The sequence below is a fragment of the Blautia luti genome, assembly GCF_033096465.1.
Lineage (GTDB): Bacteria > Bacillota > Clostridia > Lachnospirales > Lachnospiraceae > Blautia_A > Blautia_A luti.
This window is the reverse complement of the sequence record NZ_AP028156.1, coordinates 3,283,622-3,309,848: the sequence shown is the minus strand read 5'-3', so window position 1 is coordinate 3,309,848 and position 26,227 is coordinate 3,283,622. Positions and strand designations below refer to the sequence as shown.

34 protein-coding genes are annotated in these 26,227 nt (G+C 40.9%); 29 read left to right on the top strand and 5 right to left on the bottom strand.

Annotation, left to right across the window (positions count from 1 at the left end; genetic code table 11):
* Positions 1-54 precede the first annotated feature (54 nt).
* The gene (locus R8695_RS15320; protein WP_154779515.1) at positions 55-1,356 is read right to left on the bottom strand and encodes an ABC transporter substrate-binding protein; all 1,302 of its coding nucleotides are present in this window, start codon (positions 1,354-1,356) and stop codon (positions 55-57) included.
* Positions 1,357-1,591: 235 nt separating this feature from the next.
* Here R8695_RS15320 and tnpA point away from each other — a divergent pair, with 235 nt between their 5' ends.
* From tnpA to R8695_RS15235, 17 genes are all read left to right on the top strand, one after another.
* Positions 1,592-2,035, top strand: coding sequence for an IS200/IS605 family transposase (tnpA, locus tag R8695_RS15315; protein WP_154779516.1), 444 nt, complete (start codon positions 1,592-1,594; stop codon positions 2,033-2,035).
* A 51-nt stretch (positions 2,036-2,086) separates the two neighbouring features.
* The gene (locus tag R8695_RS15310) at positions 2,087-2,500 is read left to right on the top strand and encodes a hypothetical protein (protein WP_243139429.1); all 414 of its coding nucleotides are present in this window, start codon (positions 2,087-2,089) and stop codon (positions 2,498-2,500) included.
* Complete coding sequence (locus tag R8695_RS15305) at positions 2,487-2,819, top strand: hypothetical protein (RefSeq protein ID WP_330584933.1); 333 nt, start codon at positions 2,487-2,489, stop codon at positions 2,817-2,819. Before R8695_RS15310 ends, R8695_RS15305 begins: the two co-directional genes overlap by 14 nt.
* Before the next feature lie 144 nt (positions 2,820-2,963).
* Positions 2,964-3,806 (top strand): Rpn family recombination-promoting nuclease/putative transposase, encoded by an 843-nt coding sequence (locus R8695_RS15300; RefSeq protein ID WP_118509170.1) that lies wholly within the window; start codon positions 2,964-2,966, stop codon positions 3,804-3,806.
* Positions 3,807-4,046: 240 nt separating this feature from the next.
* The gene (locus tag R8695_RS15295) at positions 4,047-4,628 is read left to right on the top strand and encodes an RNA polymerase sigma factor (RefSeq protein WP_118509171.1); all 582 of its coding nucleotides are present in this window, start codon (positions 4,047-4,049) and stop codon (positions 4,626-4,628) included.
* A gap of 251 nt (positions 4,629-4,879) precedes the next feature.
* On the top strand, positions 4,880-5,407 hold the full coding sequence (locus tag R8695_RS15290) for a hypothetical protein (protein WP_317676167.1): 528 nt from the start codon (positions 4,880-4,882) through the stop codon (positions 5,405-5,407).
* 1 nt (position 5,408) lies between these two features.
* Positions 5,409-6,320, top strand: a complete 912-nt coding sequence (locus R8695_RS15285; protein WP_154779518.1) for an ABC transporter ATP-binding protein — start codon at positions 5,409-5,411, stop codon at positions 6,318-6,320.
* On the top strand, positions 6,301-7,461 hold the full coding sequence (locus tag R8695_RS15280) for an ABC transporter permease (RefSeq protein ID WP_154779519.1): 1,161 nt from the start codon (positions 6,301-6,303) through the stop codon (positions 7,459-7,461). Before R8695_RS15285 ends, R8695_RS15280 begins: the two co-directional genes overlap by 20 nt.
* A gap of 137 nt (positions 7,462-7,598) precedes the next feature.
* Positions 7,599-7,895: a hypothetical protein gene (locus R8695_RS15275; protein ID WP_154779520.1), complete on the top strand. Its 297-nt coding sequence runs from the start codon at positions 7,599-7,601 to the stop codon at positions 7,893-7,895.
* 21 nt (positions 7,896-7,916) lie between these two features.
* Positions 7,917-8,426 carry an RNA polymerase sigma factor gene (locus R8695_RS15270; RefSeq protein WP_117674928.1) on the top strand — a complete coding sequence of 170 codons (510 nt, stop codon included), beginning with the start codon at positions 7,917-7,919 and terminating at the stop codon, positions 8,424-8,426.
* 1 nt (position 8,427) lies between these two features.
* A complete protein-coding gene (locus R8695_RS15265) occupies positions 8,428-9,081 on the top strand; it encodes a zf-HC2 domain-containing protein (protein WP_154779521.1) in 654 nt (217 codons plus the stop codon).
* 188 nt (positions 9,082-9,269) lie between these two features.
* Positions 9,270-10,124, top strand: a complete 855-nt coding sequence (locus R8695_RS15260) for a YitT family protein (RefSeq protein ID WP_154779522.1) — start codon at positions 9,270-9,272, stop codon at positions 10,122-10,124.
* Between the two features lie 90 nt (positions 10,125-10,214).
* Entirely contained in the window at positions 10,215-11,540 is a 1,326-nt protein-coding gene (locus R8695_RS15255) for a Na+/H+ antiporter NhaC family protein (protein ID WP_154779523.1), read from the top strand.
* A 196-nt stretch (positions 11,541-11,736) separates the two neighbouring features.
* Positions 11,737-12,378: a MerR family transcriptional regulator gene (locus tag R8695_RS15250; RefSeq protein ID WP_022381002.1), complete on the top strand. Its 642-nt coding sequence runs from the start codon at positions 11,737-11,739 to the stop codon at positions 12,376-12,378.
* Positions 12,359-12,676: a YbjQ family protein gene (locus tag R8695_RS15245; RefSeq protein ID WP_019163048.1), complete on the top strand. Its 318-nt coding sequence runs from the start codon at positions 12,359-12,361 to the stop codon at positions 12,674-12,676. Before R8695_RS15250 ends, R8695_RS15245 begins: the two co-directional genes overlap by 20 nt.
* Before the next feature lie 88 nt (positions 12,677-12,764).
* Positions 12,765-13,100, top strand: a complete 336-nt coding sequence (locus R8695_RS15240) for a hypothetical protein (RefSeq protein ID WP_019163047.1) — start codon at positions 12,765-12,767, stop codon at positions 13,098-13,100.
* Between the two features lie 57 nt (positions 13,101-13,157).
* Positions 13,158-13,586 carry an SseB family protein gene (locus R8695_RS15235; protein WP_154779524.1) on the top strand — a complete coding sequence of 143 codons (429 nt, stop codon included), beginning with the start codon at positions 13,158-13,160 and terminating at the stop codon, positions 13,584-13,586.
* Here R8695_RS15235 and R8695_RS15230 read toward each other — a convergent pair.
* On the bottom strand, positions 13,567-14,943 hold the full coding sequence (locus tag R8695_RS15230; RefSeq protein ID WP_154779525.1) for an MATE family efflux transporter: 1,377 nt from the start codon (positions 14,941-14,943) through the stop codon (positions 13,567-13,569). The genes R8695_RS15235 and R8695_RS15230 overlap by 20 nt on opposite strands.
* Positions 14,944-15,301: 358 nt before the next feature.
* Here R8695_RS15230 and R8695_RS15225 point away from each other — a divergent pair, with 358 nt between their 5' ends.
* Complete coding sequence (locus R8695_RS15225; protein ID WP_026649487.1) at positions 15,302-15,760, top strand: ferritin-like domain-containing protein; 459 nt, start codon at positions 15,302-15,304, stop codon at positions 15,758-15,760.
* Positions 15,761-15,871: 111 nt separating this feature from the next.
* On the opposite strand, the gene R8695_RS17780 is transcribed toward R8695_RS15225, so the two are convergent.
* Complete coding sequence (locus R8695_RS17780; RefSeq protein ID WP_308418793.1) at positions 15,872-16,096, bottom strand: DUF6783 domain-containing protein; 225 nt, start codon at positions 16,094-16,096, stop codon at positions 15,872-15,874.
* On the opposite strand from R8695_RS17780, the gene R8695_RS17775 reads away from it, so the two are divergent.
* From R8695_RS17775 to R8695_RS15170, 10 genes are all read left to right on the top strand, one after another.
* Positions 16,031-16,225, top strand: a complete 195-nt coding sequence (locus R8695_RS17775) for a DUF6783 domain-containing protein (RefSeq protein WP_308418794.1) — start codon at positions 16,031-16,033, stop codon at positions 16,223-16,225. The genes R8695_RS17780 and R8695_RS17775 overlap by 66 nt on opposite strands.
* 165 nt (positions 16,226-16,390) lie before the next feature.
* The gene (locus tag R8695_RS15210; protein WP_167515435.1) at positions 16,391-17,758 is read left to right on the top strand and encodes an MATE family efflux transporter; all 1,368 of its coding nucleotides are present in this window, start codon (positions 16,391-16,393) and stop codon (positions 17,756-17,758) included.
* A 149-nt stretch (positions 17,759-17,907) separates the two neighbouring features.
* Positions 17,908-18,210, top strand: coding sequence for an urease subunit gamma (ureA, locus tag R8695_RS15205; RefSeq protein ID WP_008705098.1), 303 nt, complete (start codon positions 17,908-17,910; stop codon positions 18,208-18,210).
* A 14-nt stretch (positions 18,211-18,224) separates the two neighbouring features.
* Positions 18,225-18,584 carry an urease subunit beta gene (gene ureB / locus R8695_RS15200; protein WP_019163039.1) on the top strand — a complete coding sequence of 120 codons (360 nt, stop codon included), beginning with the start codon at positions 18,225-18,227 and terminating at the stop codon, positions 18,582-18,584.
* Positions 18,585-18,596: 12 nt separating this feature from the next.
* Entirely contained in the window at positions 18,597-20,318 is a 1,722-nt protein-coding gene (gene ureB / locus R8695_RS15195; protein WP_154779526.1) for an urease subunit beta, read from the top strand.
* Positions 20,319-20,485: 167 nt separating this feature from the next.
* Positions 20,486-20,992: an AmiS/UreI family transporter gene (locus R8695_RS15190; protein ID WP_008705095.1), complete on the top strand. Its 507-nt coding sequence runs from the start codon at positions 20,486-20,488 to the stop codon at positions 20,990-20,992.
* A gap of 49 nt (positions 20,993-21,041) precedes the next feature.
* A complete protein-coding gene (locus tag R8695_RS15185) occupies positions 21,042-21,518 on the top strand; it encodes an urease accessory protein UreE (protein ID WP_154779527.1) in 477 nt (158 codons plus the stop codon).
* Positions 21,519-21,619: 101 nt separating this feature from the next.
* On the top strand, positions 21,620-22,312 hold the full coding sequence (locus R8695_RS15180; protein WP_055153858.1) for an urease accessory protein UreF: 693 nt from the start codon (positions 21,620-21,622) through the stop codon (positions 22,310-22,312).
* Between the two features lie 21 nt (positions 22,313-22,333).
* A complete protein-coding gene (gene ureG / locus R8695_RS15175) occupies positions 22,334-22,942 on the top strand; it encodes an urease accessory protein UreG (RefSeq protein ID WP_021925795.1) in 609 nt (202 codons plus the stop codon).
* Positions 22,943-22,954: 12 nt separating this feature from the next.
* A complete protein-coding gene (locus tag R8695_RS15170; protein WP_243139430.1) occupies positions 22,955-23,815 on the top strand; it encodes an urease accessory protein UreD in 861 nt (286 codons plus the stop codon).
* Positions 23,816-23,874: 59 nt separating this feature from the next.
* Here the strand turns inward: R8695_RS15170 and R8695_RS15165 are convergent, their stop codons facing one another.
* A complete protein-coding gene (locus R8695_RS15165; protein ID WP_195565305.1) occupies positions 23,875-24,234 on the bottom strand; it encodes an arsenate reductase family protein in 360 nt (119 codons plus the stop codon).
* A 322-nt stretch (positions 24,235-24,556) separates the two neighbouring features.
* A complete protein-coding gene (locus tag R8695_RS15160; protein ID WP_055058579.1) occupies positions 24,557-24,949 on the bottom strand; it encodes a C-GCAxxG-C-C family protein in 393 nt (130 codons plus the stop codon).
* Between the two features lie 315 nt (positions 24,950-25,264).
* Here R8695_RS15160 and R8695_RS15155 point away from each other — a divergent pair, with 315 nt between their 5' ends.
* Positions 25,265-26,128, top strand: coding sequence for a substrate-binding domain-containing protein (locus R8695_RS15155; RefSeq protein WP_008705068.1), 864 nt, complete (start codon positions 25,265-25,267; stop codon positions 26,126-26,128).
* Positions 26,129-26,227: the final 99 nt, after the last annotated feature.

The window sequence follows — 26,227 nt, the reverse complement described above, 5'->3', positions numbered from 1 at the left end:
GCCTCAGTCCCTTTCTTTTGAATAAATATTGTTAATCAGACTTCAGAGATTGTGTTATTTCCAACCTTCTGCTCCTTTTTCGGTCATAAATTTATCTACATCTTCCTGGAAACGGTCCAGAACAGCTTTTCCATCCATATTTCCTTTAGATGGAGCTTCCAGATAGTAAACCCAAATTGTATTTCCAAACAGTGGCTGGAGAGTGTCAAGGTACTGATTCATCTGTGCGACTACTCTTCCTTCGTCCATATATTCGTTGTAGATTTTAGGGATATCTGGATTCATTGCACCTTCGTTTCCGTCAATTCCTTCAATATTTGGGAAGCCTGGACGAGACTGGAAATATAAATCTCCATATTCCGGAGTACTCCACAGATCAAATACTTTTTTAATAGTATCAAGGTTTTCAGTATCTTTATTTACAGCAAGTCCCATTGCTGTAGGAAGATATGCCAGGACATCTTTATCATCATAGCCTACTGGAGGATTAAAAATAGTCAGATTGGCATCAGGGTAAGATTCTTCAATGGAAGTTAAAATTTCTGTCGCACCATAGATCATTGCAGTTTCTCCGCTTGCCAGACGTCCCAGAATTTCATCATAGCTTACTGTCATATAATCATCATTCACGTATCCTCTTTTAAACAATTCTAAGTATTCGTCAATTACAGAAGCCATTTCTGGATAATCATTAAATTTTGCCTGATTTGTTAAAATTTTATTTGCAAAATCTTCACAAGCATCTTTACTTCCAAGTGCTCGTGACATACCAGAGGTCATCCAAATCTGTGGAACCCAGGTATCTGATGGCATCGCAATAGGAACAATTCCTGCTTCTTTTAATTTGTCGCAGACAGCATAAAATTCATCTAAGGTTTTTGGAAGTTCTGTTATTCCATTTGCTTCAAAAACATCTTTGTTGTAAATAAGTCCCTGAAAACCGTTGGATGCTTCGAAACAATAACCGTAATGTTTTCCATTATATTCTGTCAGTTCGGGAGCTTTTACTTTGGAAGCCCAGCTTTCATCATCTAATGGAACAAAAAATTCTTCAGGATCTACAGCGGCAAATAAATCTGCAAACTGATAAGCAATCAGGTCTGGAGCTTCATGAGAATTTAATCTCATTTTCATCAGGTTATCATACTGGTCATCTGGAACAACTTCAAATTCGATAGAAATATTTTCCTCTTTCTCCAGTTTCTCAACCATGCTCTGTAATCCTGAGTACCACCTGGATTGCTGTACCATACCGGTAAGCTCTACCTTATCGTCGGCATGTACAACTGGGGCAATGGAAAGTGTCATGATTCCGCTCATGAGTAATGCTGCCAGTTTTTTTGTTTTTGTTGTCATACTTTTTGTCCTCCTTTTTATTAAAAGTGATTATCGAGTAAAATAAGTATATAGTCATTTTGATATATTTGAAATGGAGAGAAATAAAATAATATATGGAAAATTTGAGAGTGATTTCTTGAATATCTGCGCGTCGCATTCTCGTTACTTCAGTGATGAGTTAGACGCACAATTTTTATAAAAAATATCCAGAACAAATGTTTGCTTAAAGAAATGCATATGGTATAATATAGACATGGAAAAAGATATATTTAATATAAATAAAAATCAGCTTTCATATGGTAGAGGATATGTATATTCTCTGCAGTATCATCTGGTCTGGTGTACGAAATACAGGAAGAAAGTATTAAAAGACGGGATCGACCTGGAATGCAAAAAGATGTTGCAGGATCTGGCAGAAGAGTATCGGTTTCAGATCCTGGCAATGGAAGTCATGCCGGATCATATCCACATGCTTGTGGGTTGTCGGCCGCAGTTTTATATTTCAGATATGATCAAGATCATGAAAGGGAATCTTGCACGTCAGATGTTCCTTTTACATCCGGAGCTGAAAAAAGAACTGTGGGGAGGACATTTGTGGAACCCGTCTTATTGTGCCGTTACAGTCAGTGACCGGAGCCGTGAGCAGGTATCTGCCTATATCGAAGGCCAGAAGGAAAAAGAAAAGAGAAAGCCCTGAGTACAGGAATCATTCCAGAAACGTTTGTTTTTGCGGGAAAGGTGGAAGAAGATGCGGACAGTATCCAGCTATGGTGTGGAGATACGAAAACAGAATATCCCGATCCGTCAGACAATGGAGATCTATCGTCAGGCAGTCGGTTACCTGACAGAGATCTACGCACAGGTCTGGGAAGAATTGAGGAAGATGCCGTCTTACCTCCGCAGGTCCGCGATCCAGCATGCGCTTGGAAGTGTATCTTCGTATGAGACCCGGCTGGGGAAGTGGAAAGAGACCGGAGTGCTGTCCGGAAGGCCGAAACTTACCTGCAGGAACCATGCCATGCCGGTCTTTTACCGGGATGTGATGTACCGCGAAGGAGCAGAAGGAAAAGATGAAGCATATCTGAAACTGTACGACGGGCATGACTGGAAATGGTTCCGTGTATATTTAAAACGTACCGATGTATTATATGAGACGGGATGATACGGACATTTTTGCAGATAAAAATGAGGGAAAGGTTCTGATCATGGACAACCTGTTCGTACAGACCAATGCCTCCCATCTGCTGACCCCGTTGATGGATATGGCAAAAAAGAGCAACACACAGCTTATCTGCCTTACCGGTCTGGGCGGAGAGTCCATCTATAATCGTTTTGACAATATATATGTGCTGAATCTGATCGCTGCAAGTCTGAGAGGCGGTACCCAGTACCTGAAAGCCGAACACAAAAGAGGGAAAGAACCGGATGAACTTGTCACTGCGAGAATTGAAGTGGGGGATCAGATGGAGCTGTTGTTTTAAGAATATGGAATAATCAATCTATAGCAATCCTCGTAAATAATGCATTTAAGAACCTTCCTGTTGTCGAAAGCTTTTCCTTGCCGAATCTATTTTTTTGCGCTATACTAAGTCCAAAGAGTTCTTCTGCTCAGAAAGGACAGAGGGATGATAACCAGAAAATTTAAAGAGCTGACAATACGGGATGCGTTTATGTTTGCAGCAGTGATGTCTGATCCGGAAATTTGTCGCAGAGTGCTGGAACTGGCACTGGGGATTCCTATTTCAGAAGTACATATCCAGACGGAGAAGACTATGGCATATCACTCAGAATACCATGGTGTTCGTCTGGATGTTTACGCAGCAGATGCAGACAGAACACGTTTCAATGTGGAAATGCAGGTAACACTGCAGAAATTCCTTCCCAAAAGAAGTCGTTATTACCATGATCAGATAGATATGGATGCATTACTGACAGGAGATTCATATGAGAGTCTGCCAGATACGTATGTGATTTTTATCTGTGATTTCGATCCTTTTGGAGAGGGATTGTATCGCTATTCAACAGGCACAGTCTGTGAAGAAACCGGAAAATCCATCGGTGATGGCGTGAAAACTGTTTATCTTAACGCACATGGGAAAAACAGGGATGGTATTCCAGAGGAATTAATGCAGTTTCTGGATTATGTAAAAAACACTGGGCGTAAAGAAACAATTTCAACTGTGGATCCATTTGTCAGACATTTACAGAATACGATTGATACAATTAAGCAGGATCGTAGCATGGAGGAAAGATATATGCTGTTAGAGGAAATGATGCGTAAAGAGAAGCAAGAGGGACGCCAGGAAATGGCAGTTCAATTTCTTATAGATTCTTTAGAATCGAAATTTTCTGTTCCGGATAGTCTGACTAAAAAAATTATGTCAGAGATGGATATTTCCAAATTGCAGTCATGGTTCCTGCTCTCACTGAAAGTATCTTCTCTTGAAGAATTTGAAAGAAACATGTAAAACTTCAATATTTTTTTCAAAAAGCGGTTTTCTTTACCGCAAATTTGTACACATCTATAACTTCTATACCCATATCGGGTAATTTATCAGAAACATGTAATTATGCAATATAAAGCAGAAGAACTCTTTCAATGCAGTTTTTCCATGAGAAATTTTATAAACGTAATAAGTTTTGTGAACTTTTTTACATCATTTATGGTTATATAATATGTAAGACGTTTTACAACAGGAGAATATATAATGAGTGACAGAAAGCTGCTGAAGAAAGTACGGGACGGAGATAAAGAGGCATTATCTGACATTATAAAACAATATTATGCGGACATTTTCCGTTTCTGTCTTTACATGATACAGAACGAAGAAGATTCCTATGATATTACGCAGGAAACTTTCCTGAAGTTTATGAAATATGGGACATCTTATCAAAGAAACAATCTGAAAGGATATCTTCTTACCATTGCCAGAAACCTCTGCTTTGATTATCAGCAGAGAAAAAAAGAGACAGGAAAAAATCTCCGCAGTTATGAAGCTGAGAATGAAAACGGAATCCTTAAAATAAGTGAAAACACGAAAAATATTCAGCAATATCCGGATATTTGCGGAACAGATAAAATGAAAGAAATGGAAGATTATCTTTATCTGAAAGGACTACTGAACAGACTTTCCCAGGAGGTAAGGGAGGTAATCATTTTGCGTGCATATGAGGAATTGAAATTTAAAGATATTGCAAAGATGATGAATTGTAGTCTCTCTACTGCAAAGTCGAGATATCGTATTGGAATTCAGCAGATGAAAAATATGATAAAGGAAGGAGATCAATGAGAATGCAGGATAAAGATATCAGACGGCTTTTTCAAAAAGCGGAAATACAGGTTTGTCCGGAACAGAAGCGGATATTAAAAATGTATGAATATCTTCAAAATGAGATCGACAAAAATGAAAATAAAAAGCAGAGAAAAAGAACAGAGATTTCATTGAGGGATATTTTGTGGCAGCAATTCAGACTTATAGATAAAACATATGTAATTGTGTATATTATGGCAGTTTTTGCAGGTTTTGCGCTGATGGTATTTTTGCAGTATGCAGGAACAGGGAAAAATGATGCGATAATGGTAAGTATGATAATTTCTGGTTGTTTGAGCACGCTTTCTGTCTGGGGGATTAACAAGTTATATTTTGGAAAAATGGCAGAGTTGGGAGCAACCTGTTATTTTGATACCAGAATGTGTGCGGCAGCAGGGCTGATGGTTATCGGAAGCGTTAATTTTACAGTTATTATGTTATTGGCATTATATTCAGGAAATACATGGGAAGTATCAAATTTGCAGACAGTGATATATATTTTGACAGCATATCTCGTATCAGGTTCATTAGATTTCGGGATTTTACTTTTTAAGACAGGAGAAAAAGCATCAGTGGCAATGGCAGCAGGAATTCTTATCTGTTCAGGTGTCTATATAGTGGTATCAAACATTTCCGGCGCATTATTTTCTGCTTCAATCAGTATATGGGCAGGTGTGTGTGCAGTGGCAGGAGGATTAACATTTGTGCAGGTAAAAAGATTGTTCTCGGCAGGAGAAATGGTGTTTGAGGAGGCATAATATGCATGAATTAAAGTTATACGAGGTTCAGAAAAAATATAAAGACAAAACAGCGGTGAAACAGGTAAGTTATACATTTAAACATGGAGTTTATGGTCTGCTCGGAGAAAACGGGGCGGGAAAAACAACTCTGATGCGTCTGATCTGTGGAGTTTTGCAGCCAACCACAGGAAATATTTATTATGATGGAATGGAAATTGCTCAGATGGGAGCAGAATATCGCAGACTTCTGGGATATCTGCCACAGGAACTGGGATATTATGACAATTTTACAGCAGAAAGATTCCTGAGATACATAGCTGCATTGAAAGCTATGTCAGCGGAGTGTTCCGAGCAGAAGATTCAGGAACTGCTGGAACTGGTAGAACTTCAGAAAGATAAAAAGAAAAAGCTTAGAACTTTTTCAGGGGGAATGCTTCGGAGAGTAGGAATAGCCCAGGCATTACTCAATAATCCGGAAATTCTGGTTCTGGATGAACCGACTGCAGGATTGGATCCGAAAGAAAGGGTAAAATTTAGAAATATTATCAGTTCATTGGGAAAAGAAAAAACAGTATTACTTTCGACACATATTGTATCCGATATTGAATACATCGCTGATCAGATTTTAATTATGAAGGATGGCGAACTGATCTGTAGTGGAACAGAACAGGGGATTACTGCAAGTGTAAAGGGATATGTCTGGAAATGTAATGTTTCGACTGATGTGGCACAAAAACTTTGTAACCAGTATATAGTAAGTAACCTGAGAAACGGCAGTGAGGAAAACCAGGCAGAACTGAGGATTATTTCAGAAAAATGCCCATTTCCCGCTGCTGAACTTGCAGAGGAAACACTGGAGGATGCATATCTTTATCAAACACAGGATATTAACAGAATAAGGAGCAGAAGAGATGAGAATGCAGTTGTATAAGATGGAACTTTATAAAATTTTTCACAGGAAGATTTTCTGGATAGGAATATTAGCAATCTTGGGATTGATGTTTGTGTATTTCTGGTTTGCGGAAGTGGGAGATGAGAGATGTGTAATAGATGGTCGGAGCTATTCAGGATATGAAGCAGTACAGATGAATAAAAAAATTACAGAAGAGTATGCGGGTACTGTCACAGATGAAAAAATCAATCAGATTGTAGATAAATATGGACTTCCTTCGGAATTAAATGAAAATATGCCTGGCTGGAAGAACGGTAATTATCTGAATGATTTTGTAACAAGATTTTTTACAAATGGAAGTTGGGAGAATGGAGTAAAACCTACAGAGCGATATAGGCTTAAGGACACTGATTTATGGAAAGCCTATAAAGAATACAATGAAAATATAGACAGCAAATCAGAAAAAAACGATAAGAAACAGATGAAAAATGAGATATTGTCAATGTGGAAGCTCAAACCAACACTGGAATATACCACAGGCTGGAAAGTTTTCGGAGAACTGCTACAGTTTGGACTGATTCTGGGAAGTATTATGATCATCTGTGTGATTTCAGGTATTTTTGCAGAGGAAAGTCAGACAAAGATGCTACCATTAATCTTTACAACAGTGGAGGGGAAAAGGAAGGATACTTCAGCCAAAGTTCTGGCTTCTTTTACGATAACAGTTCTGTTATATGCAGGAATTACAGGAAGTGCATGGGGATTATGCAAAATCGTGTATGACTTAAAGGGGGGATACAATCTGACAGGAGTAGTCATTTCGGGAAGTATGTGGAAGACAGTGGATAAAGTTCCATTTTTCAGTTATTTGTCAGTGCTTTTGATATTGGGGATGTTGGCATTTTTATCATTAAATGCCATTACATTGTGCACTTCAGCATATCAGGACAGTATGTTTGGAGCTGTAGTTGCAACTGCAATATGTTGGGCAATTCCATTGCTTGTACGGATTTTTTTTGGTGGATTTGTATGGATTTTGGTGGACTCGATGCCGATGTTTCTCATTATGCAGGTGAATCTGAATGATATATACAGTATCTGGTACGTTGTAGCTGTAATAGCTGTGGGTGTGTTGGCAGTGTCTCTGACCAAAGGAATATTGCATTATAAAGTCAAATAGGTAGTGTAAAAAGAAACTTACTTGCTTCGGTTAAAATATCAAAATATAAATTTTCCTGTAACGTTTCTTCTGTCTGTGACTTAATTATATAGAAAGACATCAGATAAAATAATGATACAGCAGACAGGAGGATCATCATGAAACGATATTTTGGAATATTCATTCTGACAGTTATGGTTGGTTTATCAGGTTGTGCATCTGATACAGACAGTGATACTCAGGTGAGCAGCCGTGCATATTCAATGCAGATGCAACAAAATCAGAACCGTGTTCAGACATTCAATGGAAGAAGACAGATCAGGTCGTCAGATGGATCTATGTGGACACCGCCGGCAGGGTCATATCAGGATAAAGATGGTTATATTCTGGATAAGGATGGCACCACGATCGGCCAGACCGGGCCATTAAAAATCCCGAAAGATGCAGTTGGATAATAAAAAACACAAGGAGCAGGAATGGAGAAATCAGAAATCGAAACAATTTACCGGAAGTATTTCCATGATGTCTTTCTCTATATCCGGGCACTTTCCGAAAATGAAAGTCTGGCAGAGGAAATCACCCAGGAAACATTCCTGAAGGCAATGAATAATATTGAGAAATTTGACGGCCGGAAGGATATCCGCGCATGGCTATTTGTAATTGCCAAGAATACATATTTCCGCTATTGCAGACGAAATAAAATCTATGTGGGCGAAGAATTTTCAGAAATAATGCAGGATTCCATGCAGGATACATCGCCGGCCGTACTGGATCAGATCGTGCAGGATGAGACTGTTCGGAATCTCAAACGCTATGCAGAACTGATACCGGAACCCTACAGGGAAGTATTTCATCTGCGGATATACGGTGAGCTCTCCTTTGAGCAGATCGGAAAATGCTATCAGAAAAGTGCCGGATGGGCGAGGGTAACTTACCACCGTGCGCGACAGATGATAAGAGCACAGATAAGTCAGGAGGAAAAATGATATGGGAAAAATAAATTGTAATGTGATCCAGGATATTCTCCCATTGTATATTGATGATACAGTGAGCGATGACACAAAAGAACTGGTAGAAGAACATCTGCAAAACTGCGAAATCTGCCAACGAGTATATCATGAGACAAAGGCAGATCTTGAAAATGACATGAAGCTCTCTGCACAGACAAAAGAAAGCAGAAATGGAGCAAATGATCTGAAGAATTTCAGCAAATTTTTAAAGAAAAGAAAGATAAAAACAATTCTGGTTTCAATTGCAGCAACCGTAATTTGCTTTGTGGCAGTATTCACTTTTATGAACAAACATATTACATATATCAACTACAAAGATGCCGGAATCACTATTGTTGAGGATAATGAAGATGAAGTAACATATAAAACGAATATAAGAGGAAATTACCACTGGAATACATCTTTAGACACAGAAACAGGCGTAGGAACTATCCATTTTGAACAGAGTTTATGGGAGAAATATGTAGATAGTATTTTTTATCCATTTGATCATATTCACAGCAGTCTGAAGAAAGATGAGATAAAGGAAATGTATGTAGATAAAGATGGAACTACAACCACAATCTGGGAAGCTTCGGAGGAAGAACAGAAAGCTTATTTATCTGAAGAACATACAGAGCCGTTAGGATAAAATCTTAGAGTGTTTTTCAAACACGATCTAAAATATGAAAGCGAATTTTATAGCAGTCCTATAGGTTATAAGGATTTACAAAGGGGTTGTCATGGAAGGCAGCCTCTTTTTGTAATTGCTGATGGACATTCTCTTCCCATATGTTACAATAGAACAAGAATATGGAAAGAAAGACAGGAAACTTAACTATGAAAAAACAACTAAATTATGCAGATATCATAAAGGAAGTGCTGATTCTGACAGGTGCGGTAGCGATCATTGCGGCAGCAGTTTATTTCTTTCTGGTGCCGAGCCATACCTCTGTAAGCAGTATCTCCGGTCTTGGTATCGTGTTATCAAACTTTGTACCATTGCCGTTGTCTGCAATTACCATGATTTTGAATGTGGTACTTCTGATCATTGGCTTTATCACCTGCGGACGCGAGTTTGGCGTAAAAACGGTTTACACCAGCATTGTTTTGCCTTTATTTCTCGGATTATTTGAGAAAGTATTTCCGGATTTTGGCTCCATGACCAACAGTCAGGAGCTGGATGTGCTGTGCTATATTCTGGTAGTCAGCGTAGGACTGAGCATTCTTTTTAACAGAAATGCATCCTCCGGTGGTCTGGATATTGTGGCAAAGATTATGAACAAATATCTTCACATGGAACTGGGAAAAGCAATGTCTCTTTCCGGTATGTGTGTGGCTCTTTCCGCAGCGATGGTATATGATAAGAAGACAGTGGTGCTGAGTATTCTGGGAACATACTTTAATGGAATGGTTCTGGATCACTTTATCTTTGACCATAATATTAAGAGGCGTGTCTGTGTCATCACTCAGAAAGAGGAAGAGCTGCGTAAATTCATTATTGAAGATCTGCACAGCGGAGCGACGATCTATGAAGCGACAGGTGCCTATAATATGAAGAAACGCAATGAGATCATCACGATCGTAGACAAAACAGAATATCAGAAGCTGATGGCTTACATCAATCATGAAGATCCAAAGGCCTTTGTGACGGTTTACAATGTATCGGATATGCGCTATCAGCCAAAGCTGTGAGAAATATTATGGCAGGAAAGCTGTGGGTATGCTAAAATAGCAGGGTGATTATATAACCATAAAGAGATTATGGTAGAAAGAGGATGAAAGATGAAAAAAGGAAAAGGAATTGCCCTGCTTCCCATTGGTGTATTTCTTGTATTATACCTTGGACTGGGCATTTTGTTTGAGTATGTGATGGAAATCCCCATGGGATTTTATAATGTGCCTATTGTAGTAGCATTTCTTGTTGCAATCCTGGTTGCCTGTCTGCAGAACAGATCGCTGGATTTTGATAAGAAACTGGAGATCATGGCACAGGGAGTTGGGGACAAAAATATCATCACTATGCTTTTAATCTTCCTTGCAGCAGGTTCCTTTGTTGGGGTTGTGGGAAGAAGCAGTGCTGAGAGTGTTGCATATTGTATGCTGAGTCTGATACCTGCCAGATTTTCAGTATCGGTGCTGTTTATAGTTGCCTGTTTTGTGTCTGTGGCTATGGGAACCTCTGTGGGAACCATTACCCTTCTGACACCCATCGCAGCAGCAGTTTCCACAGCATCAGGATTTGATCTGGCATTTTGTGTGGCTTCTGTTATGGGAGGAGCCATGTTTGGGGACAATCTTTCTTTTATTTCAGATACGACGATTGCCGCATGTAATGGTCAGGGATGTGAGATGAAAGACAAATTCAGGGAAAACTTCTGGATCGCTCTTCCGGCAGCCGTTGCTACACTGATTTTAATTCTGATTTTGTCATTTCAGACAGAAATCCAGGGCCGTGTGATCCAGCCCTATCATCTGACACAGGTAATACCGTATGTGCTGGTATTGATCGGAGGAATTGTTGGGATCAATGTGTTTGTGGTATTGCTGACAGGAATCGTATCCGGAGCATTTATTATGCTGATCGGAGGACATACCACACCTGTAGAGATCCTGAAAAATATGGGATCCGGTGTATCCGGAATGTTTGAGACCTGTATGGTGGCGATTCTGGTAGCTGCCATGTGTGCGCTGATACGTGAGTATGGTGGATTCGATGCACTTCTTGGCTGGATCCATAAAATTTTCCGCGGAAAAAAGGGCGGACAGCTTGGAATGGGACTTCTGGTAGGAACTATGGATATTGCCACTGCCAATAATACAGTGGCGATCGTAATGGCAAACCCTATCGCAAAGGAAATGGCAGAGGAGTATGGAATTACACCGAGAAAGACAGCTTCCATACTGGATACTTTTTCCTGTGTTTTCCAGGGAGTGATTCCATATGGTGCACAGATGCTGGTTGCGATCTCAGCAGTGAACGAGCTGGGTGGTGAGATTTCTGCATTTCAGATCATGCCGAAATTGTTTTATCCCATGTTATTGCTGCTCAGCTCTCTGATCACAATTATGAGAGGTTCAGACCGTACAGGAGCTTCAAAGAGTAAATAAGAATCAATTATCTCCAATATCATAATATCATGTGTAAAACAGAAGATTCCCCCTGCCGGAAGCTATACTTTTTTTCGATTTTTTTCAAAAAATACTTGACCTTCCTCCTTGTGGAAGCAGTATAAAGGAAGCACAGACAGGGCAGTAGAGCAGCGGATCAGCTATATCTGCTGTCAGGAAAGCAAGAGGTAGCAGTATGAAGATCAAACAGGTGGAAGAGCTGGTAGGCATCACCAGAAAGAATATCCGTTTTTATGAAGAACAGGGTCTCCTGAATGTGGAGCGTGCAGAGAACGGATACCGGGAATATCATACGGCAGATATTGCCAGACTTCAGGAAATCAAATTATTCCGGAAGATGGATATTTCCATAGAAGAGATGAGAGCTCTTTTTGAAAAGAGGAAAAGCCTGCAGGTCTGTCTGGAACAGCACCTGGGAGAACTGGAACGCCGCAGGGAGGGTCTTGTGAAAATGCAGGAAATGTGTGAGCGCCTGATTGCAGAACATCAGTCTCTGGATACCTTGAATGCCGAGAACTGTCTGGAAGAAATCGAGCAGATGGAGAAAGAGGGTGCAAGGTTTATGGATATAAAGAAAACAGATATCCGTAAGAAAAGAAGGACAGGAGCGATCATTGGAGCAGTAGTTATGATTTTGCTTATGGGATTTACCATAGGGCTTATGCTGTGGGCAAATACACAAGATCCCATACCGACCGGACTGCTGATATTTCTGATCGCCATACCGGTTGTGATTATCGGAGGAATTCTGGCAGCACTTGCAGGACGCATGAAAGAGATTGAAGGAGGAGAAGAGGATGAAGCTTCTAAGTATTGAATACATTCCGGGTGTAGAGTTTGAGGCACTGGGAATTGTAAAGGGAACAGTTGTACAGACAAAAAATGTAGGAAAAGATTTCATGGCAGGGATGAAGACTCTGGTAGGCGGAGAAATCACTGGCTATACGGAAATGCTCAATGAGGCAAGACAGATTGCCACCAAGCGTATGGTGGATGAAGCCAAAGAGATGAATGCGGATGCTGTGATCGGTGTGAAATATGGCTCCTCCCAGGTAATGTCAGGGGCAGCAGAAGTGATTGCATATGGAACTGCTGTGAAATATAAACAGGATTAAAAATTAAGAATAAGAGCAGAGAACGCAAAAAGAGATCTTAAGTAAAGCAGAAAATCCGTAATGAAGGCTGGGAAAGGAAATTCAACATATGAAGATTGAAGGAAATCAGAAGGAATTAGACGCAATGGCTGAGTTTCATAAAGGAAACCGTGCAGAGGGTCTGCGTCTGCAGGAGGAATTCGCGGCAGAATTTCGTGAAGAATACAAGGAGAAGGATCACTGTTCCTGCCAGAAAGCCTGTCGTTATCACGGAAACTGCAAGGAATGTGTGGCAATCCACAGAGCACACCAGGAACATGTTCCGAACTGTATGCGGCCTCTGCTCAATAAGAAGTTGAAACTGTTATCAGAGCTGACAGAACATACGCTGGCAAATGAGATAGAAGCACCGCATGAGATCCTGAGAAAGCCATCAAAAAGCTGAAAAATTTAGAAAATACACTGGAAATAAAACGATGAAAGGCATAAAAGAGATATTAATATGAGCGATAATAAGAATGTAAATCAGGATAAAGGTCTTCAGGGAAATGAAAAAATAGAGCAGGCGATCGCTGCTCTGCAGCAGGAAGCCACTCAGGAAATGCTGGCACATACACTGACTGTAATCCGTAGACGAATGAGAGAAAACGGCCAGTTTATCCTTTCAGTAGAACTGCCCACAGGAGACAACCAGCTCCGGATCGGCACAGTGAAAACCGGAGATGGAAAAGTCTGGTGGGCGGCATTTACCGGCTTTGAGGAAGAATTGAAAGACGGCGGAAGCGTTCAGTCCACTTTTCTGACAGACATAGATCAGCTTTTCAATTCAGCATTACAGGTAAATGAGATTGAGGGAATCATTCTTAACCCATGGAATCGCACGATCATGTTGGATAAGAACCTGATTAATATTATTCTGGGAAATATGTAGTTCCCATTTTGTTTAATTCAGGCAATATGGTAATCAACATGGTAATAAAGCACAGAGAGCCACCGATCACATTAGACACCGGTTCAGCCATAAACACGCCATCTGTACCCATGTGTAACCCATAGGGCAGGAAATAAGTCAGCGGAACCACGATAAATACTTTACGAAGCAGGGAGAAAAAAATCGCCTGCTTTTTTTTATTTAATGATTTAAACACTGTCTGACCAATATACTGCAGATCCATAAAAATAAAGGCTGCAAAGTAAAGTTTCAGTGCAGGAACTGCATCCTTTAATAGCAGTTTGTCTGAACTGAAGATCCCGATCAGAAATTCAGGGGCAATGAGAATGACGCTCCACATGATACCTGTATAGATCAGAACCATAATGATCAGAACAACCCCTGCTTTCTTTACCCTGTCAGGACGTCTGGCTCCGTAATTGTAGCTGAGAACAGGAGAGGTTCCCTCATTGATCGCATGGATAGGCGTCTCCACCATCTGGCGAACACTGGATATAATAGTCATGACAGAGATATAAATATCACCGCCTGTCACGGAAAGAACATTATTGCAGCAGATACTTACCAGGCTGTTAGTCAGCTGCATGATAAATCCAGCAGACCCCAGACTGATGATATCCCTGGCATGTCTGGTGCACTCAGAAATCTCATTTATATGAATCCATCTTACCTTCAATTCTGATTTTCCATGAAGAAAATAAAATACAAGTAAGGCAGAGAGAATCTGAGAGATGACAGTAGCAATCGCTGCACCCTTAATCCCCATATCCAGAACAAAAATAAAAATCGGATCAAGAATAATATTTGCCACTGCACCGACTGTTACTGACAGCATACCGATAATGGCATATCCCTGTGCATTGATAAAAGGATTCATTCCTGTTGCTATCATGGAAGGGAGAGTACCCAGAAGGTAGATCATCAGATAGGGATACGCATAAACCAGAGCATCATCTGAAGCACCAAACAGAGTCAGTAAGGGGCGGGCAAAAAGAAATCCGATCAGCATCAGCACAGCAGCACTTCCACATAACATGGTGAAAGCAGTATTCATGATCATGTCAGCAGTCCTGGAATCTCCTTTTCCGCGGTTGATAGAGAAAATTGGTGCACCTCCGGAACCAAAGAGATTACTGAAAGCAGTAATGATCATGATGATCGGAAAGCATAAGCCCACAGCGCCAAGTGCAGTTGTTCCTATATCATGGATCCTGGCGATATAGATACGGTCCACAATGTTGTATAAAAGATTCAATATCTGCGCTACCAGCATGGGAAGCGCAGCGCTTAATATATTGTTGGTCACAGTTCCGTTTTCAAAATCAATTCGTTTCATTATAAATCTTCCTAAGTTTAAAAGTTTTATCGTGCATATAAGTATATCATAAAGTAAACAGAAATTCACTCTGATACAGTGGTGTTGGAACAAAATAGTTACTGTTCACTCCGTTCACAGTAACGTAGCCAAAATTCATTCCAGATTGCCTGCGGCAATGGAATTTTGGCTTGTATGTCTCGGGATTTTGGCATATTCATGCCAAAACACCTCGCGGGACAGTGGCATGTGAACAGTAACACAAAATATTCTCTGAAATTGTCATAAGTCATGATACAGAGAATAAAAAAGCATTTTTTATCCATACTATTTTCATGTAACAAAATACAGTATTTCTTAAAAAAGGAGACAACAGACTATGATTTTAAAAGAAAAGGAACGTTCAGTAATCGAAGATCTTCAGACACAAGAGAAAAGCTGTGTGGAAAAGTATGGAAAATACGCAGAACAGGCCAGAGACCCGGAGCTTAAAAATCTTTTCCGGAATATCCAGCAGGAAGAACAGAAGCATTATGAGTCTTTGTCAATGATTCTTTCCGGAAGTGTGCCTGAATGTAACTGTAATGACAGATCAGGCAGAGACTATCAGCCAAAAGCAGTCTATACAGCCATGAGTTCACCGGAAGATAAACAACACGATGCGTTTCTTGCAACAGACTGTATTGGTACAGAGAAGCTAGTGTCAGGAACATACAATGATGATGTATTTGCCTTTGGCGATAGTGGTGTACGCAAGCTGCTGGCAGATATCCAGATTGAGGAGCAGAATCATGCGGAGATGCTGTATAAGTATAAAACAGTGAATGGAATGGCATAAGAAGTCTTAAGGCATTGAGCAGAGTAGCATATTGGGAAAATTCTATACCAGGACTGCTATAATTACCTGACAAGAGACAATTGGTTTTGACTGTCTCTTGCCAGGTACATCTTATTTTACAAAAAATATGATGGTATAAATGTTGGGATATTTTATGAAAAATTTTGTAAAATTTGTCATGATAGAAGCCATAAGATAATTGCTAGAGCGTGTTTGAAAAATCATTCCCATAATCTGCACGCCCCACTTTGCGATATATTTTGCCCGAATTTGGTTTCCGTAACCCGCTACGACGCCCTTATTCGAACAAAATTTCCCATAAATTGTGACGCACATCTTGCAAAAAGCATATTTAGAACTCTTATACATAAACTCCTGACAGACATCCAGATGGAAGAACAGCAATACGTGGAGACCTCCTATAATCTCATCTGCCTTTTGGCTGTTTGCGATTATAAAAGATAAAATAGTATAAAAAAATGTCAAAATATTTTATTGAAACTCATCACGATTTTGCTATGATATAGTAAGACTGTGCTGAAAAAGTCTCTGTTTGCTGTTGACCATATTAGACAGTAGAGGCTAAGAATTTTTCTGCTTCGTACAGTATAGAAAACGGGGTAAATAGAAATGACAACATCTATGATAAAAGGCAATCCGCTGAAACTGATGTTACAGTTCGCGTTTCCTTTACTGTTAGGAAATTTGCTGCAACAGACCTATAATATTATTGATGCTGCGATCGTAGGCCAGATTCTTGGCGCAAAAGCACTGGCAAGTGTAGGAGCCAGCAGCAGTATTCAGTTTCTGGTACTGGGATTCTGCATGGGAAGCTGTACAGGCTTTGGTGTTCCTGTAGCTAAATATTTCGGTGCAGAGAAAATAGAAAAAATGCGGGATTATATCTTTAATGGAGCTGTATTATGTGCAGGAATCGCAGTGATCCTGACAGCATTATGCAGTGTTTTATGTCCTCAGATTCTGCATATTTTATCTGTACCAGAGGACATTTATGACAATGCATATAGTTATCTGCTAATCATTTTCCTGGGGATTCCCTTTACGATTTTATATAACTACCTGTCCAGTATTTTGCGGTCAGTGGGAGACAGCAGGACACCGTTTATATTTCTGGCGTTATCTGCTGTTCTGAACATTTTTCTGGATTTATTCTGTATCGTAGTGCTGAAACTTGGATGTGCCGGAGCTGCCATTGCAACCATTTCCGCACAGGCGATCAGTGGAATCTTGTGCCTTATTTTTATCATCCGCAAGATGAAACTTCTGTGGCTCAAGAAAGAAAACAGGGTAATAAAGAGGGATGCAGTAAAGGAACTTCTGGCAATGGGAATGCCTACGGGACTTCAGTTCTCCATCACAGCTATCGGAAGTATGGTTATGCAGTCTGCCAATAACGGGCTTGGAAGTACATATGTATCAGCCTTTACTGCAGCAATGAAGATTAAGCAGTTTACCATGTGTCCATTTGATGCTATCGCAACATCTGCATCTGTATTCTGCAGCCAAAATCTGGGAGCAGGACAGTCTGACAGGATTAAGAAAGGATTGCGGTGTGGTATTACAGTGGGAGTAGGATATGGTATTGCGGCGGGAATTTTACTGATTTTTGCAGGGCGTACACTTTCTATGCTGTTTGTTGGAAAGAGTGCGGTGGCAGTTTTGGATGCCTCTGCCAAATACCTCAGATGTATGGGATTTTTCTACTGGAGTCTTGGTATTCTCAATGTCGCCCGTATGGTAACTCAGGGACTTGGATATTCTGGTAGAGCCGTTTTCTCCGGCGTAACAGAAATGATCGCCAGAACAGTTGTCTGTCTTGGATTTGTAGGAACTTTTGGCTTTACAGCCATCTGCTTCGCAGACCAGACTGCCTGGATCACAGCAACCTGCTATATTTTTCCGACATGCCTGTGGTGCATCCGAAAGTCTGCCAGAATGTTGGAAATAAAAATTCGCAAAAAACATCTTGACCATTAAAGAAACACAAGTTATAATCCCCTATATAAAAATTTTCGTACAAAGAGCAGACAATGGGGTCTGAGAAAGAATCCCATTGTCTGCTCTTTTTTGTGTACTGCGAGGATTTTTACATATTATAATCCGCACAATTCGAGAGGAGGAATATCATGAGGCTGAATCCCAAAGAACAGGAAAAATTAATGCTTCATATGGCAGGAAATCTTGCAAAAGAGAGAAAGGAAAGAGGTCTGAAACTGAATTACGTGGAGGCACTTGCGTATATCAGTTCTGAACTCCTGGAGCTTGCAAGAGATGGTAAAACAGTAGTAGAGCTGATGCAGCTTGGAACCAAGATCCTTACAAAGGATGACGTAATGGACGGTGTTGCTGATATGATCGGTGAAGTTCAGGTAGAGGCAACATTTCCGGATGGAACCAAGCTTGTGACAGTACATAATCCAATTCAGTAAGGAGGAGAATGAGCATGAAGATCGGTGAAATTATGGCCGCAGATCGTGAGATCACACTTAATGAAGGCAAGAAAACAGTGACAGTAACAGTGGCAAACAAAGGCGACAGACCGGTTCAGGTCGGTTCTCATTTTCATTTCTTTGAAGTAAATAAATGCCTTTCTTTTGACAGGGAAAAAGCCTATGGATATCATCTGGACATTCCTTCAGGAACATCTGTAAGATTTGAGCCGGGTGAAGAAAAAGAGGTTCAGCTTACAGAAATGGGCGGCAGACAGAGAGTATTCGGACTGAATGACCTTACCCGCGCCCAGGCAACTGATGATACAAAAGCAGCATCCATGGAAACTGCGAAATTAAAAGGATTTCTGTAAGGAGGGACAACAATGAGTACAAAAATTTCCGGAAGCAAATATGCGGCAATGTATGGCCCGACTACAGGAGATAAGGTACGTCTGGCAGATACAAGCCTTGTGATCGAGGTAGAAAAAGATTATACAACCTATGGAGACGAAGTAAAGTTCGGCGGCGGCAAGACAATTCGCGACGGTATGGGACAGTCTGTAAAAACCTGCAGTAAAGACGGAGATCTGGATCTGGTAATTACTAATGCATTGATCGTAGACTCCACAGGAATCGTAAAGGCAGATATTGGTATCAAAGACGGCAAGATCGCAGGAATCGGTAAAGCCGGAAACCCGGACATCATGGATGGCGTCACACCTGGAATGACAGTGGGCGCATCTACAGAAGCACTTGCAGGAGAGGGAATGATCGTAACTGCAGGTGGAATTGATACCCATATCCATTTCATCAGTCCGCAGCAGATCGACTGTGCATTATACAGCGGTGTAACTACTATGATCGGTGGTGGTACAGGCCCTGCAGACGGTACAAATGCGACTACCTGTACACCTGGACCATGGAACTTAAAAATGATGTTAAAGGCAGCCGAGGAATACCCGATGAACTTAGGTTTCCTTGGAAAAGGTAACTGCTCAGACGAAGCTCCTCTCATTGAGCAGGTCAAGGCCGGAGCTATGGGACTGAAGATTCATGAGGACTGGGGTGCAACACCTGCAGTTATCAATCACTGTCTGAATGTGGCAGATGAATATGATGTACAGGTTGCCATCCATACAGACACATTAAATGAAGGTGGATGTGTGGAAGATACACTTGCAGCCATCGGCGGCAGAACCATCCACACTTATCATACAGAGGGTGCAGGCGGTGGACATGCACCAGATATCATCCGCGCAGCAGCAGCTCCGAACGTACTGCCATCCTCCACAAACCCAACAATGCCATATACAGTAAACACTTTGGATGAGCATCTGGATATGCTTATGGTCTGCCATCATCTTGACAAGAGAATCCCGGAAGATGTTGCATTTGCAGATTCCCGAATCCGTCCTGAGACAATCGCAGCAGAGGATGTTCTTCATGATATGGGTATCTTCAGTATGATGAGCTCTGACTCTCAGGCTATGGGACGTGTAGGTGAGGTTATTACACGTACCTGGCAGACAGCAAGTAAGATGAAAGATGAGAGAGGTGCACTTCCGGAAGATGCAGAACATGACAATGACAACTTCCGTGTAAAACGTTATATCTCCAAATATACCATCAACCCGGCAATCACACACGGTATTTCCCAGTATGTGGGCTCTGTGGAAGAAGGTAAATTCGCAGACCTCGTTCTCTGGAATCCTGTATTCTTTGGTGCAAAACCGGATATTATCATCAAAGGCGGTATGATCATTGCATCTAAGATGGGCGATGCAAATGCATCCATTCCGACTACACAGCCGGTTCTCTATCAGCCAATGTTTGCAGCTCATGGAAAAGCTAAGAACGAAGCCTGCCTGACCTTTGTATCCCAGGCTGCCATGGATGAGAATGTAAAAGAGAAATACGGTCTTGAGAAAACTGTAGTACCTGTAAAGGGATGCAGAAATATCAGCAAAAAAGATATGGTATTTAACGACAGAACACCGGAACTGACAGTAGATCCGGAGACATATAAGGTTACTGTTGACGGCGAAGAGATCACTTCCAAACCGGCAGAGAAGCTTCCACTGACACAGCTTTACAGTCTGTTCTAAACAACTTTAAACCATTACATTCTGGTTATCTGATCATAAAAATGATATTCGCAGGACTGTTATTTATGGAGTTTTGTGAGAACTTTTATAAGAACTTACCAAACAATATAATGACAGTCCTGTCAGATTTAACAGAAAAATATACTGAAAAAGCAGGAGAGAATATTATGTTAGGAGTTTGTCTTTTATTCGTAGGAATCGTACTGATCAACAACGGTATGTGTTCTTTATACAATGTAGACGGAAAATCAACCGCCATTATGAACATCTTTACAGGTGGTCTTTCTTTATTTATTAACTTTGTCAATCTGGTGCAGGGCAATTATTATGCAGCAGGAACAGGATTACTGTTCTGCTTTACCTATCTTTTCGTAGCTCTGAGTAAATTCCTGAAAGCAAGCCCGATTCCATTTGCATGGTTTTCTACTTTTGTAGCCATCAATGCAGTGATTTTCGGTACAATCGAGGGATTTACAGGAAGCACTGCACTGGGAATCACACCGGATCTGCGTTGGGCAGCAATCTGGTATCTGTGGGCAATTCTCTGGGGAACTGCTTTTGTAGAAGACATCTGCGGAAAGAAACTGGGAAAATTCGTTCCATATCTTCAGGTATTTGAAGGAATCGTAACTGCATGGGTTCCTGGAGTTATGATGTTACTTCAGATTTGGTAAGAAATAAATCTGATAAGAAATTTTTATCGGATTCAGGAGGTCAAAAATAATGCTGTGTGAACAGGTTTTAGGAAAGCTTCATGACTTTGATACTACAGGAAAAACAATAGAATATGTAGATATTGAATGGCACGAAGCATTCAAGAAAATACATAAAAAAACAACAGACAAAGGAACAGAAGTGGGAATCCGCATGGACGATTCCATTCTCGCCAGAGGTCTGTATCAGGATGATGTGATCTACGCAGATAATGAGAAGCTTGTAGTGGTAAATACACCGCCATGCGAAGTTATCCGTGTTTCTCTGACTCCCGGACATGAGAAAATGTCTGCAAAGGTCTGCTACGAAATCGGCAACAGACACGCACCGCTTTTCTGGGGAGAGAATGATTCGTTTATCACGATCTATAACGAGCCCATGCTTGTCATGCTTCAGAAAATCCATGGAGTTCAGGCGGAGAAAGAAGTGCTGAAGCTGGACTTTGACAAGAGAATTTCTGCAAGTATTCATAATCATCATCATTAAATATGACTATAAGGAATGTTATGAGTAAACTGTAAGGCAGATAATGTATTTACTGAAATTTGAATATTTAAGACAATCAATGTTAATTATGGAGGTTCTTCATGTCAGAAAAACAGTTCTATCTTTTACAGGTAAATGATGCGCTGTTTCCCATCGGAGGATATTCCCATTCCCAGGGACTTGAAACTTATATTCAGCGTGGAATTGTCCACGATGCAGACACAGCCAGAGAGTATATTACTCACAAAATCAAATGGAACCTTGCATATACAGAACTTCTGGCAGCCAGACTTGCATACGAAGCCGCAGAGAAAAAAGACCTGCAGGAACTTCTGTACCTGGAAGAACTTCTGGAAGCATCCAGAATTCCTATGGAACAGAGAGAAGCCGCCAGAAAAATGGGTTCCCGTTTCGCAAAAACCATTGAAAAGCTAGGGCTTTCCATCAGTGAAACAGGGATTTTCAGAGAATATCTGGATGCGAGAAAGGGAAAAGCAGTAAATCATTGCTGTATTTACGGAGTTTTTTGTGCGGAAATGCAGATTTCTCTGGAAGAAGCGCTGACGCATTATCTATACGCACAGACATCTGCAATCGTCACCAACTGCGTAAAAACAATTCCACTCAGCCAGACATCCGGGCAGCAGCTTCTGAGCGGATGTTATGGTGAGTTTGATGAGATATTAAAGGATATCATGAACAGAAGCGAGGAGGACTTATGTCTCTCTGCACCTGGATTTGATATCAGAGGAATCCAGCACGAGAAGCTGTATTCCAGATTATATATGTCGTAAGAAAGAAAAGAGGAAATCGGTATGTCATACGTAAAAATCGGAGTTGCCGGACCGGTAGGTTCCGGAAAAACAGCACTTATTGAAGCACTGTCAAGAAAGATGGCAAAGGATTACAGTATTGGTGTCATCACAAATGATATCTACACAAAAGAAGATGCCCAGTTCCTTGCAAAGAACAGCGTTCTTCCTGTAGAAAGAATTATTGGTGTAGAGACAGGCGGATGCCCTCACACAGCCATCCGTGAAGATGCTTCCATGAATCTGGAAGCAGTAGATGAGATGATGGAACGCTTCCCTGATATTGAACTTCTTTTCATCGAAAGCGGCGGAGATAACCTGTCTGCAACATTCAGTCCGGAGCTGGTAGATGCAACTATCTTCGTCATTGATGTAGCAGAAGGAGATAAGATTCCGCGTAAAGGCGGTCCTGGAATCACACGTTCTGATCTTCTTGTAATTAATAAGATAGACCTGGCTCCATATGTAGGTGCAAGTCTGGAAGTAATGGAAAGAGACTCCAGAAAAATGCGTGGTGACAGACCATTCCAGTTTACAAATATCCGCGGAGATGAGAATGTAGATAAAGTGGTAGAGTGGATCAAGAAAAACGTACTCCTAGAAGGAATGTAAAGGAAAATGCCTATGGATAACAAATTCGGAAAGATATCCCGTATCAGCGCCTGCGCAGCCTTAAAAGACGGCAAGACCATTCTCGAAGATCTGTCTTTCACAGCACCATACAAGATTATGATGCCCTTCGAAAAAGAAAACGGTGGGATCCAGATAATGCCTCTCTGTGCTTCCGCCGGAATTATGGCAGGTGATTCCCAGGAATTTTCCTACCATGTAAAGGAAGGTGCAGATCTGGAAGTCCTGTCCCAGTCCTTTGAGAAAATCCACAAAATGGACGAAGGCTCAGCCGCCCGAACTATTGAAGTACAGGTAGACCAAAACGCTACATTATACTACTATCCCCAGCCGGTTATTCCTTTTGCACAGTCAGCCTTTGACAGCAAGATGACTATCCATCTGGAAGACGAAACCTCTCGTTTATTCCTGCTGGAGATTATCTCCTGCGGCCGAAATGCACACGATGAACGCTTTCAGTACCGCAGATTCTCCTCAAAAGTCCTGCTGTACAGAGGGGACAAACTCATCTATCGCGACAACACCCGCTACGAACCGGACAAAATGCCCATGGAAGGAATCGGAATGTACGAGGGCTACACACATATGGCAAACCTGTTTCTCTCTAAAATCTGCAGCAGAGATGGTGAAAACTGCAGTCAGGAATCCGGAACTGTTAAAACGGCAGATTCAACAATCAATCTGGAACTTCAGGAAAAAATCTGGCAGATTCTTGACGAAGATTCAGAAATAGATGGCGGAGTTACCCGTCTCACAACCGGAGATCTGGCATTGAGAATCTTCGGTCATCGTGCTCAGAAACTGCAGCAGGTAGCGGAAAAAATCAAAAAGTTATACGAAACAGAACAGAGATAAAAAATGGCGGGATTTCCCGCCATCAGATTGTAGATAAACTTGGTGTTGGGCTATACACATTATACGTGCATAGCCTCAATCCATTCTTTTTCTTTAAATCCGGTAAGTACAAAGTCATCCCCGATCACCAGCGGTCGTTTCACCAGCATTCCGTCTGTGGCAAGAAGCTTCAGCTGTTCATCTTCAGACATATCTTTTAACTTATCTTTCAATCCCATTTCCTTATAGAGCATCCCACTTGTATTAAAGAATTTCTTCAGTGGAAGACCACTTTTGGTGTACCATTCTTTTAATTCTTCATAGGTAGGATTTTCTTCTTTAATAGCCCGTTCTTCATAACTGATATTGTGTTCATCCAGCCATTTCAGAGCTTTCATGCAGGTACTGCATTTGCGGTAAACTAAAACTTTCATAGACATTCTCCTCGTATAGATTTATCGTAACTATTTACAGGTAATTACTTCCATTATCGTTCCAGATAGATATATCATAAATTGGAAAGGGCGATTTTGCAAGAGAATGTTATGGAAGAATTGTAAGGCCTAGATTTTCATGTTAATATATCCATATACAAAAGAAAAAACAGTCCCAGCAGATGACTGTGAACAGGTAGTAAAAGAAAATTACTGATATAAAGTTAATAGGGAACTGGGAAATTTAAAATTGAGAGAGGCTATGCACGTTATGGGTATATAGCCTCTTTTGCGTTGGGATTTATGTATTGTAAATATCTGCCTGAAATCAATTTTCTGATTTTAATGCGTCTTCCAGGAATTTCACCGCATCTCTGACACAGTCATCACAGGAGCGGATTACCTTTCCGGTCTCCACGCCCTTTAAGTCTTTACATATTACAGTTCCGTTCTGCTGTTTAAACTGATTCATGACAGAGCGGACAGTCTGAGAGGTTCCTGCTTTGTCCTGGTTAATAAGTCCTGCTACAACTGCAGCACCGGAGATTGCTCCGCATGTACCGGCCATAGTGCCAAGACCTGCACCGAATCCCTGTGTGATCTTTTTGAGTGTATCCTCATCCATAGATGCCTCTTTACAGAAAGAACAGGCCACAGCCTGTGCACAGTTATAGCCGTTATGTTTCTTTTCTACTGCTTTTTCACATCTTAAGTTTTCCATATATAAAATCCTCCTGTGTATAAATTTTAACCGAATCAAGTAAGTCCCCTGCTTGACTTGCGAAGAGCAATAAGCAGTGGGTGGGGACTTGAAGATATAGTTTATGATAGCACCTGACGCCTGTTTTTACAACCTTCACAAAAATTTTCAATTTACAAAGATTTTACTTTAGCGTGGTTTTACATTTAACTTTGGATTTCTATAATAGCACTTGTAAATGAGGTAACAAGTTATAAAACATAAAAGTATTAAAAAGGAAATGAGCCTTTCACTTTATATTAAAAACATGGCTCATGGGAAGAGGAGAAAATTATCATGAAGAAAAAAATCGCAACAATCCTTACAGCAGCAGTTATCGGAGCAACAGCTTTCACAACAATCGTAAGTGCAGCAAGCGGAGACATCACAGTTGTATCCCGTGAGGATGGTTCCGGTACACGTGGAGCATTCGTAGAACTGTTTGGAATCGAAGAAGAAAAAGACGGTGAGAAAGTAGATATGACTACAGATGAAGCAAGTGTAACAAACAGCACATCTGTTATGATGACAACTGTTGCAGGTGATGAAAATGCAATCGGTTATATCTCACTTGGTTCTCTGGATGATACAGTAAAGGCAGTTAAGATTGATGGCGTAGAAGCTACTGTAGATAATGTTTCCAATGATTCTTACAAGATCGCACGTCCATTCAACATCCTTACATCTGATAAAGAAAGCGATGCAGCAAAGGATTTCGTAAACTACATTATGAGCTCTGACGGACAGAAGATCGTAGAGGACAACGGTTATATCAAAGAAGCAGCAGATGCTAAGGCTTATGAAGCAGCAGACGGAGTTTCCGGTAAAGTAGTAGTTGCAGGTTCTTCTTCAGTAACACCGGTTATGGAGAAACTTGCAGAAGGCTATGAAGCAGTAAACAAAGACGTAACTGTAGAAGTTCAGCAGAGTGATTCCACAACAGGTGTAAACATGGCAGCAGAAGGAACAGCAGATATCGGTATGGCATCCCGTGACCTGAAGGATGAAGAGAAAGACCTTGGTCTTACAGCTACAGTTATCGCAAGAGATGGTATCGCAGTTATCGTAAACAAAGACAATGATGTTGATGAACTTACAAGCGATCAGGTAAAAGCTGTATACACAGGCGAGACTACTACATGGGAAGACCTTGCTAAATAATGCAACAGATTGAGTTTCAGAGCAGTTCGCCTGTGAATGAAATAGTACAGCAGGCGGGCTGTTTGCATGTTGAAAATCATATTTTCAGAATCACTGTAA

Coding starts and splice junctions, on each gene's coding strand:
- R8695_RS15190 (WP_008705095.1), top strand. CDS start 20,486: ATGTTAGGAGTTTGTCTTTTATTCGTAGGAATCGTACTGATCAACAAC.
- R8695_RS15245 (WP_019163048.1), top strand. CDS start 12,359: ATGAAGCTTCTAAGTATTGAATACATTCCGGGTGTAGAGTTTGAGGCA.
- ureG (WP_021925795.1), top strand. CDS start 22,334: ATGTCATACGTAAAAATCGGAGTTGCCGGACCGGTAGGTTCCGGAAAA.
- R8695_RS15235 (WP_154779524.1), top strand. CDS start 13,158: ATGAGCGATAATAAGAATGTAAATCAGGATAAAGGTCTTCAGGGAAAT.
- R8695_RS15280 (WP_154779519.1), top strand. CDS start 6,301: ATGAGAATGCAGTTGTATAAGATGGAACTTTATAAAATTTTTCACAGG.
- R8695_RS15260 (WP_154779522.1), top strand. CDS start 9,270: ATGAAAAAACAACTAAATTATGCAGATATCATAAAGGAAGTGCTGATT.
- ureA (WP_008705098.1), top strand. CDS start 17,908: ATGAGGCTGAATCCCAAAGAACAGGAAAAATTAATGCTTCATATGGCA.
- R8695_RS15170 (WP_243139430.1), top strand. CDS start 22,955: ATGGATAACAAATTCGGAAAGATATCCCGTATCAGCGCCTGCGCAGCC.
- R8695_RS15285 (WP_154779518.1), top strand. CDS start 5,409: ATGCATGAATTAAAGTTATACGAGGTTCAGAAAAAATATAAAGACAAA.
- R8695_RS15165 (WP_195565305.1), bottom strand. CDS start 24,234: ATGTCTATGAAAGTTTTAGTTTACCGCAAATGCAGTACCTGCATGAAA.
- R8695_RS15305 (WP_330584933.1), top strand. CDS start 2,487: ATGAGACGGGATGATACGGACATTTTTGCAGATAAAAATGAGGGAAAG.
- R8695_RS15240 (WP_019163047.1), top strand. CDS start 12,765: ATGAAGATTGAAGGAAATCAGAAGGAATTAGACGCAATGGCTGAGTTT.
- R8695_RS15265 (WP_154779521.1), top strand. CDS start 8,428: ATGGGAAAAATAAATTGTAATGTGATCCAGGATATTCTCCCATTGTAT.
- ureB (WP_154779526.1), top strand. CDS start 18,597: ATGAGTACAAAAATTTCCGGAAGCAAATATGCGGCAATGTATGGCCCG.
- R8695_RS17780 (WP_308418793.1), bottom strand. CDS start 16,096: ATGTGCGTCACAATTTATGGGAAATTTTGTTCGAATAAGGGCGTCGTA.
- ureB (WP_019163039.1), top strand. CDS start 18,225: ATGAAGATCGGTGAAATTATGGCCGCAGATCGTGAGATCACACTTAAT.
- R8695_RS15275 (WP_154779520.1), top strand. CDS start 7,599: ATGAAACGATATTTTGGAATATTCATTCTGACAGTTATGGTTGGTTTA.
- R8695_RS15185 (WP_154779527.1), top strand. CDS start 21,042: ATGCTGTGTGAACAGGTTTTAGGAAAGCTTCATGACTTTGATACTACA.
- R8695_RS15155 (WP_008705068.1), top strand. CDS start 25,265: ATGAAGAAAAAAATCGCAACAATCCTTACAGCAGCAGTTATCGGAGCA.
- R8695_RS15300 (WP_118509170.1), top strand. CDS start 2,964: ATGATAACCAGAAAATTTAAAGAGCTGACAATACGGGATGCGTTTATG.
- R8695_RS15160 (WP_055058579.1), bottom strand. CDS start 24,949: ATGGAAAACTTAAGATGTGAAAAAGCAGTAGAAAAGAAACATAACGGC.
- R8695_RS15225 (WP_026649487.1), top strand. CDS start 15,302: ATGATTTTAAAAGAAAAGGAACGTTCAGTAATCGAAGATCTTCAGACA.
- R8695_RS15180 (WP_055153858.1), top strand. CDS start 21,620: ATGTCAGAAAAACAGTTCTATCTTTTACAGGTAAATGATGCGCTGTTT.
- R8695_RS15255 (WP_154779523.1), top strand. CDS start 10,215: ATGAAAAAAGGAAAAGGAATTGCCCTGCTTCCCATTGGTGTATTTCTT.
- R8695_RS15210 (WP_167515435.1), top strand. CDS start 16,391: ATGACAACATCTATGATAAAAGGCAATCCGCTGAAACTGATGTTACAG.
- R8695_RS15310 (WP_243139429.1), top strand. CDS start 2,087: ATGCGGACAGTATCCAGCTATGGTGTGGAGATACGAAAACAGAATATC.
- R8695_RS15230 (WP_154779525.1), bottom strand. CDS start 14,943: ATGAAACGAATTGATTTTGAAAACGGAACTGTGACCAACAATATATTA.
- R8695_RS15270 (WP_117674928.1), top strand. CDS start 7,917: ATGGAGAAATCAGAAATCGAAACAATTTACCGGAAGTATTTCCATGAT.
- R8695_RS15250 (WP_022381002.1), top strand. CDS start 11,737: ATGAAGATCAAACAGGTGGAAGAGCTGGTAGGCATCACCAGAAAGAAT.
- R8695_RS15295 (WP_118509171.1), top strand. CDS start 4,047: ATGAGTGACAGAAAGCTGCTGAAGAAAGTACGGGACGGAGATAAAGAG.
- tnpA (WP_154779516.1), top strand. CDS start 1,592: ATGGAAAAAGATATATTTAATATAAATAAAAATCAGCTTTCATATGGT.
- R8695_RS15320 (WP_154779515.1), bottom strand. CDS start 1,356: ATGACAACAAAAACAAAAAAACTGGCAGCATTACTCATGAGCGGAATC.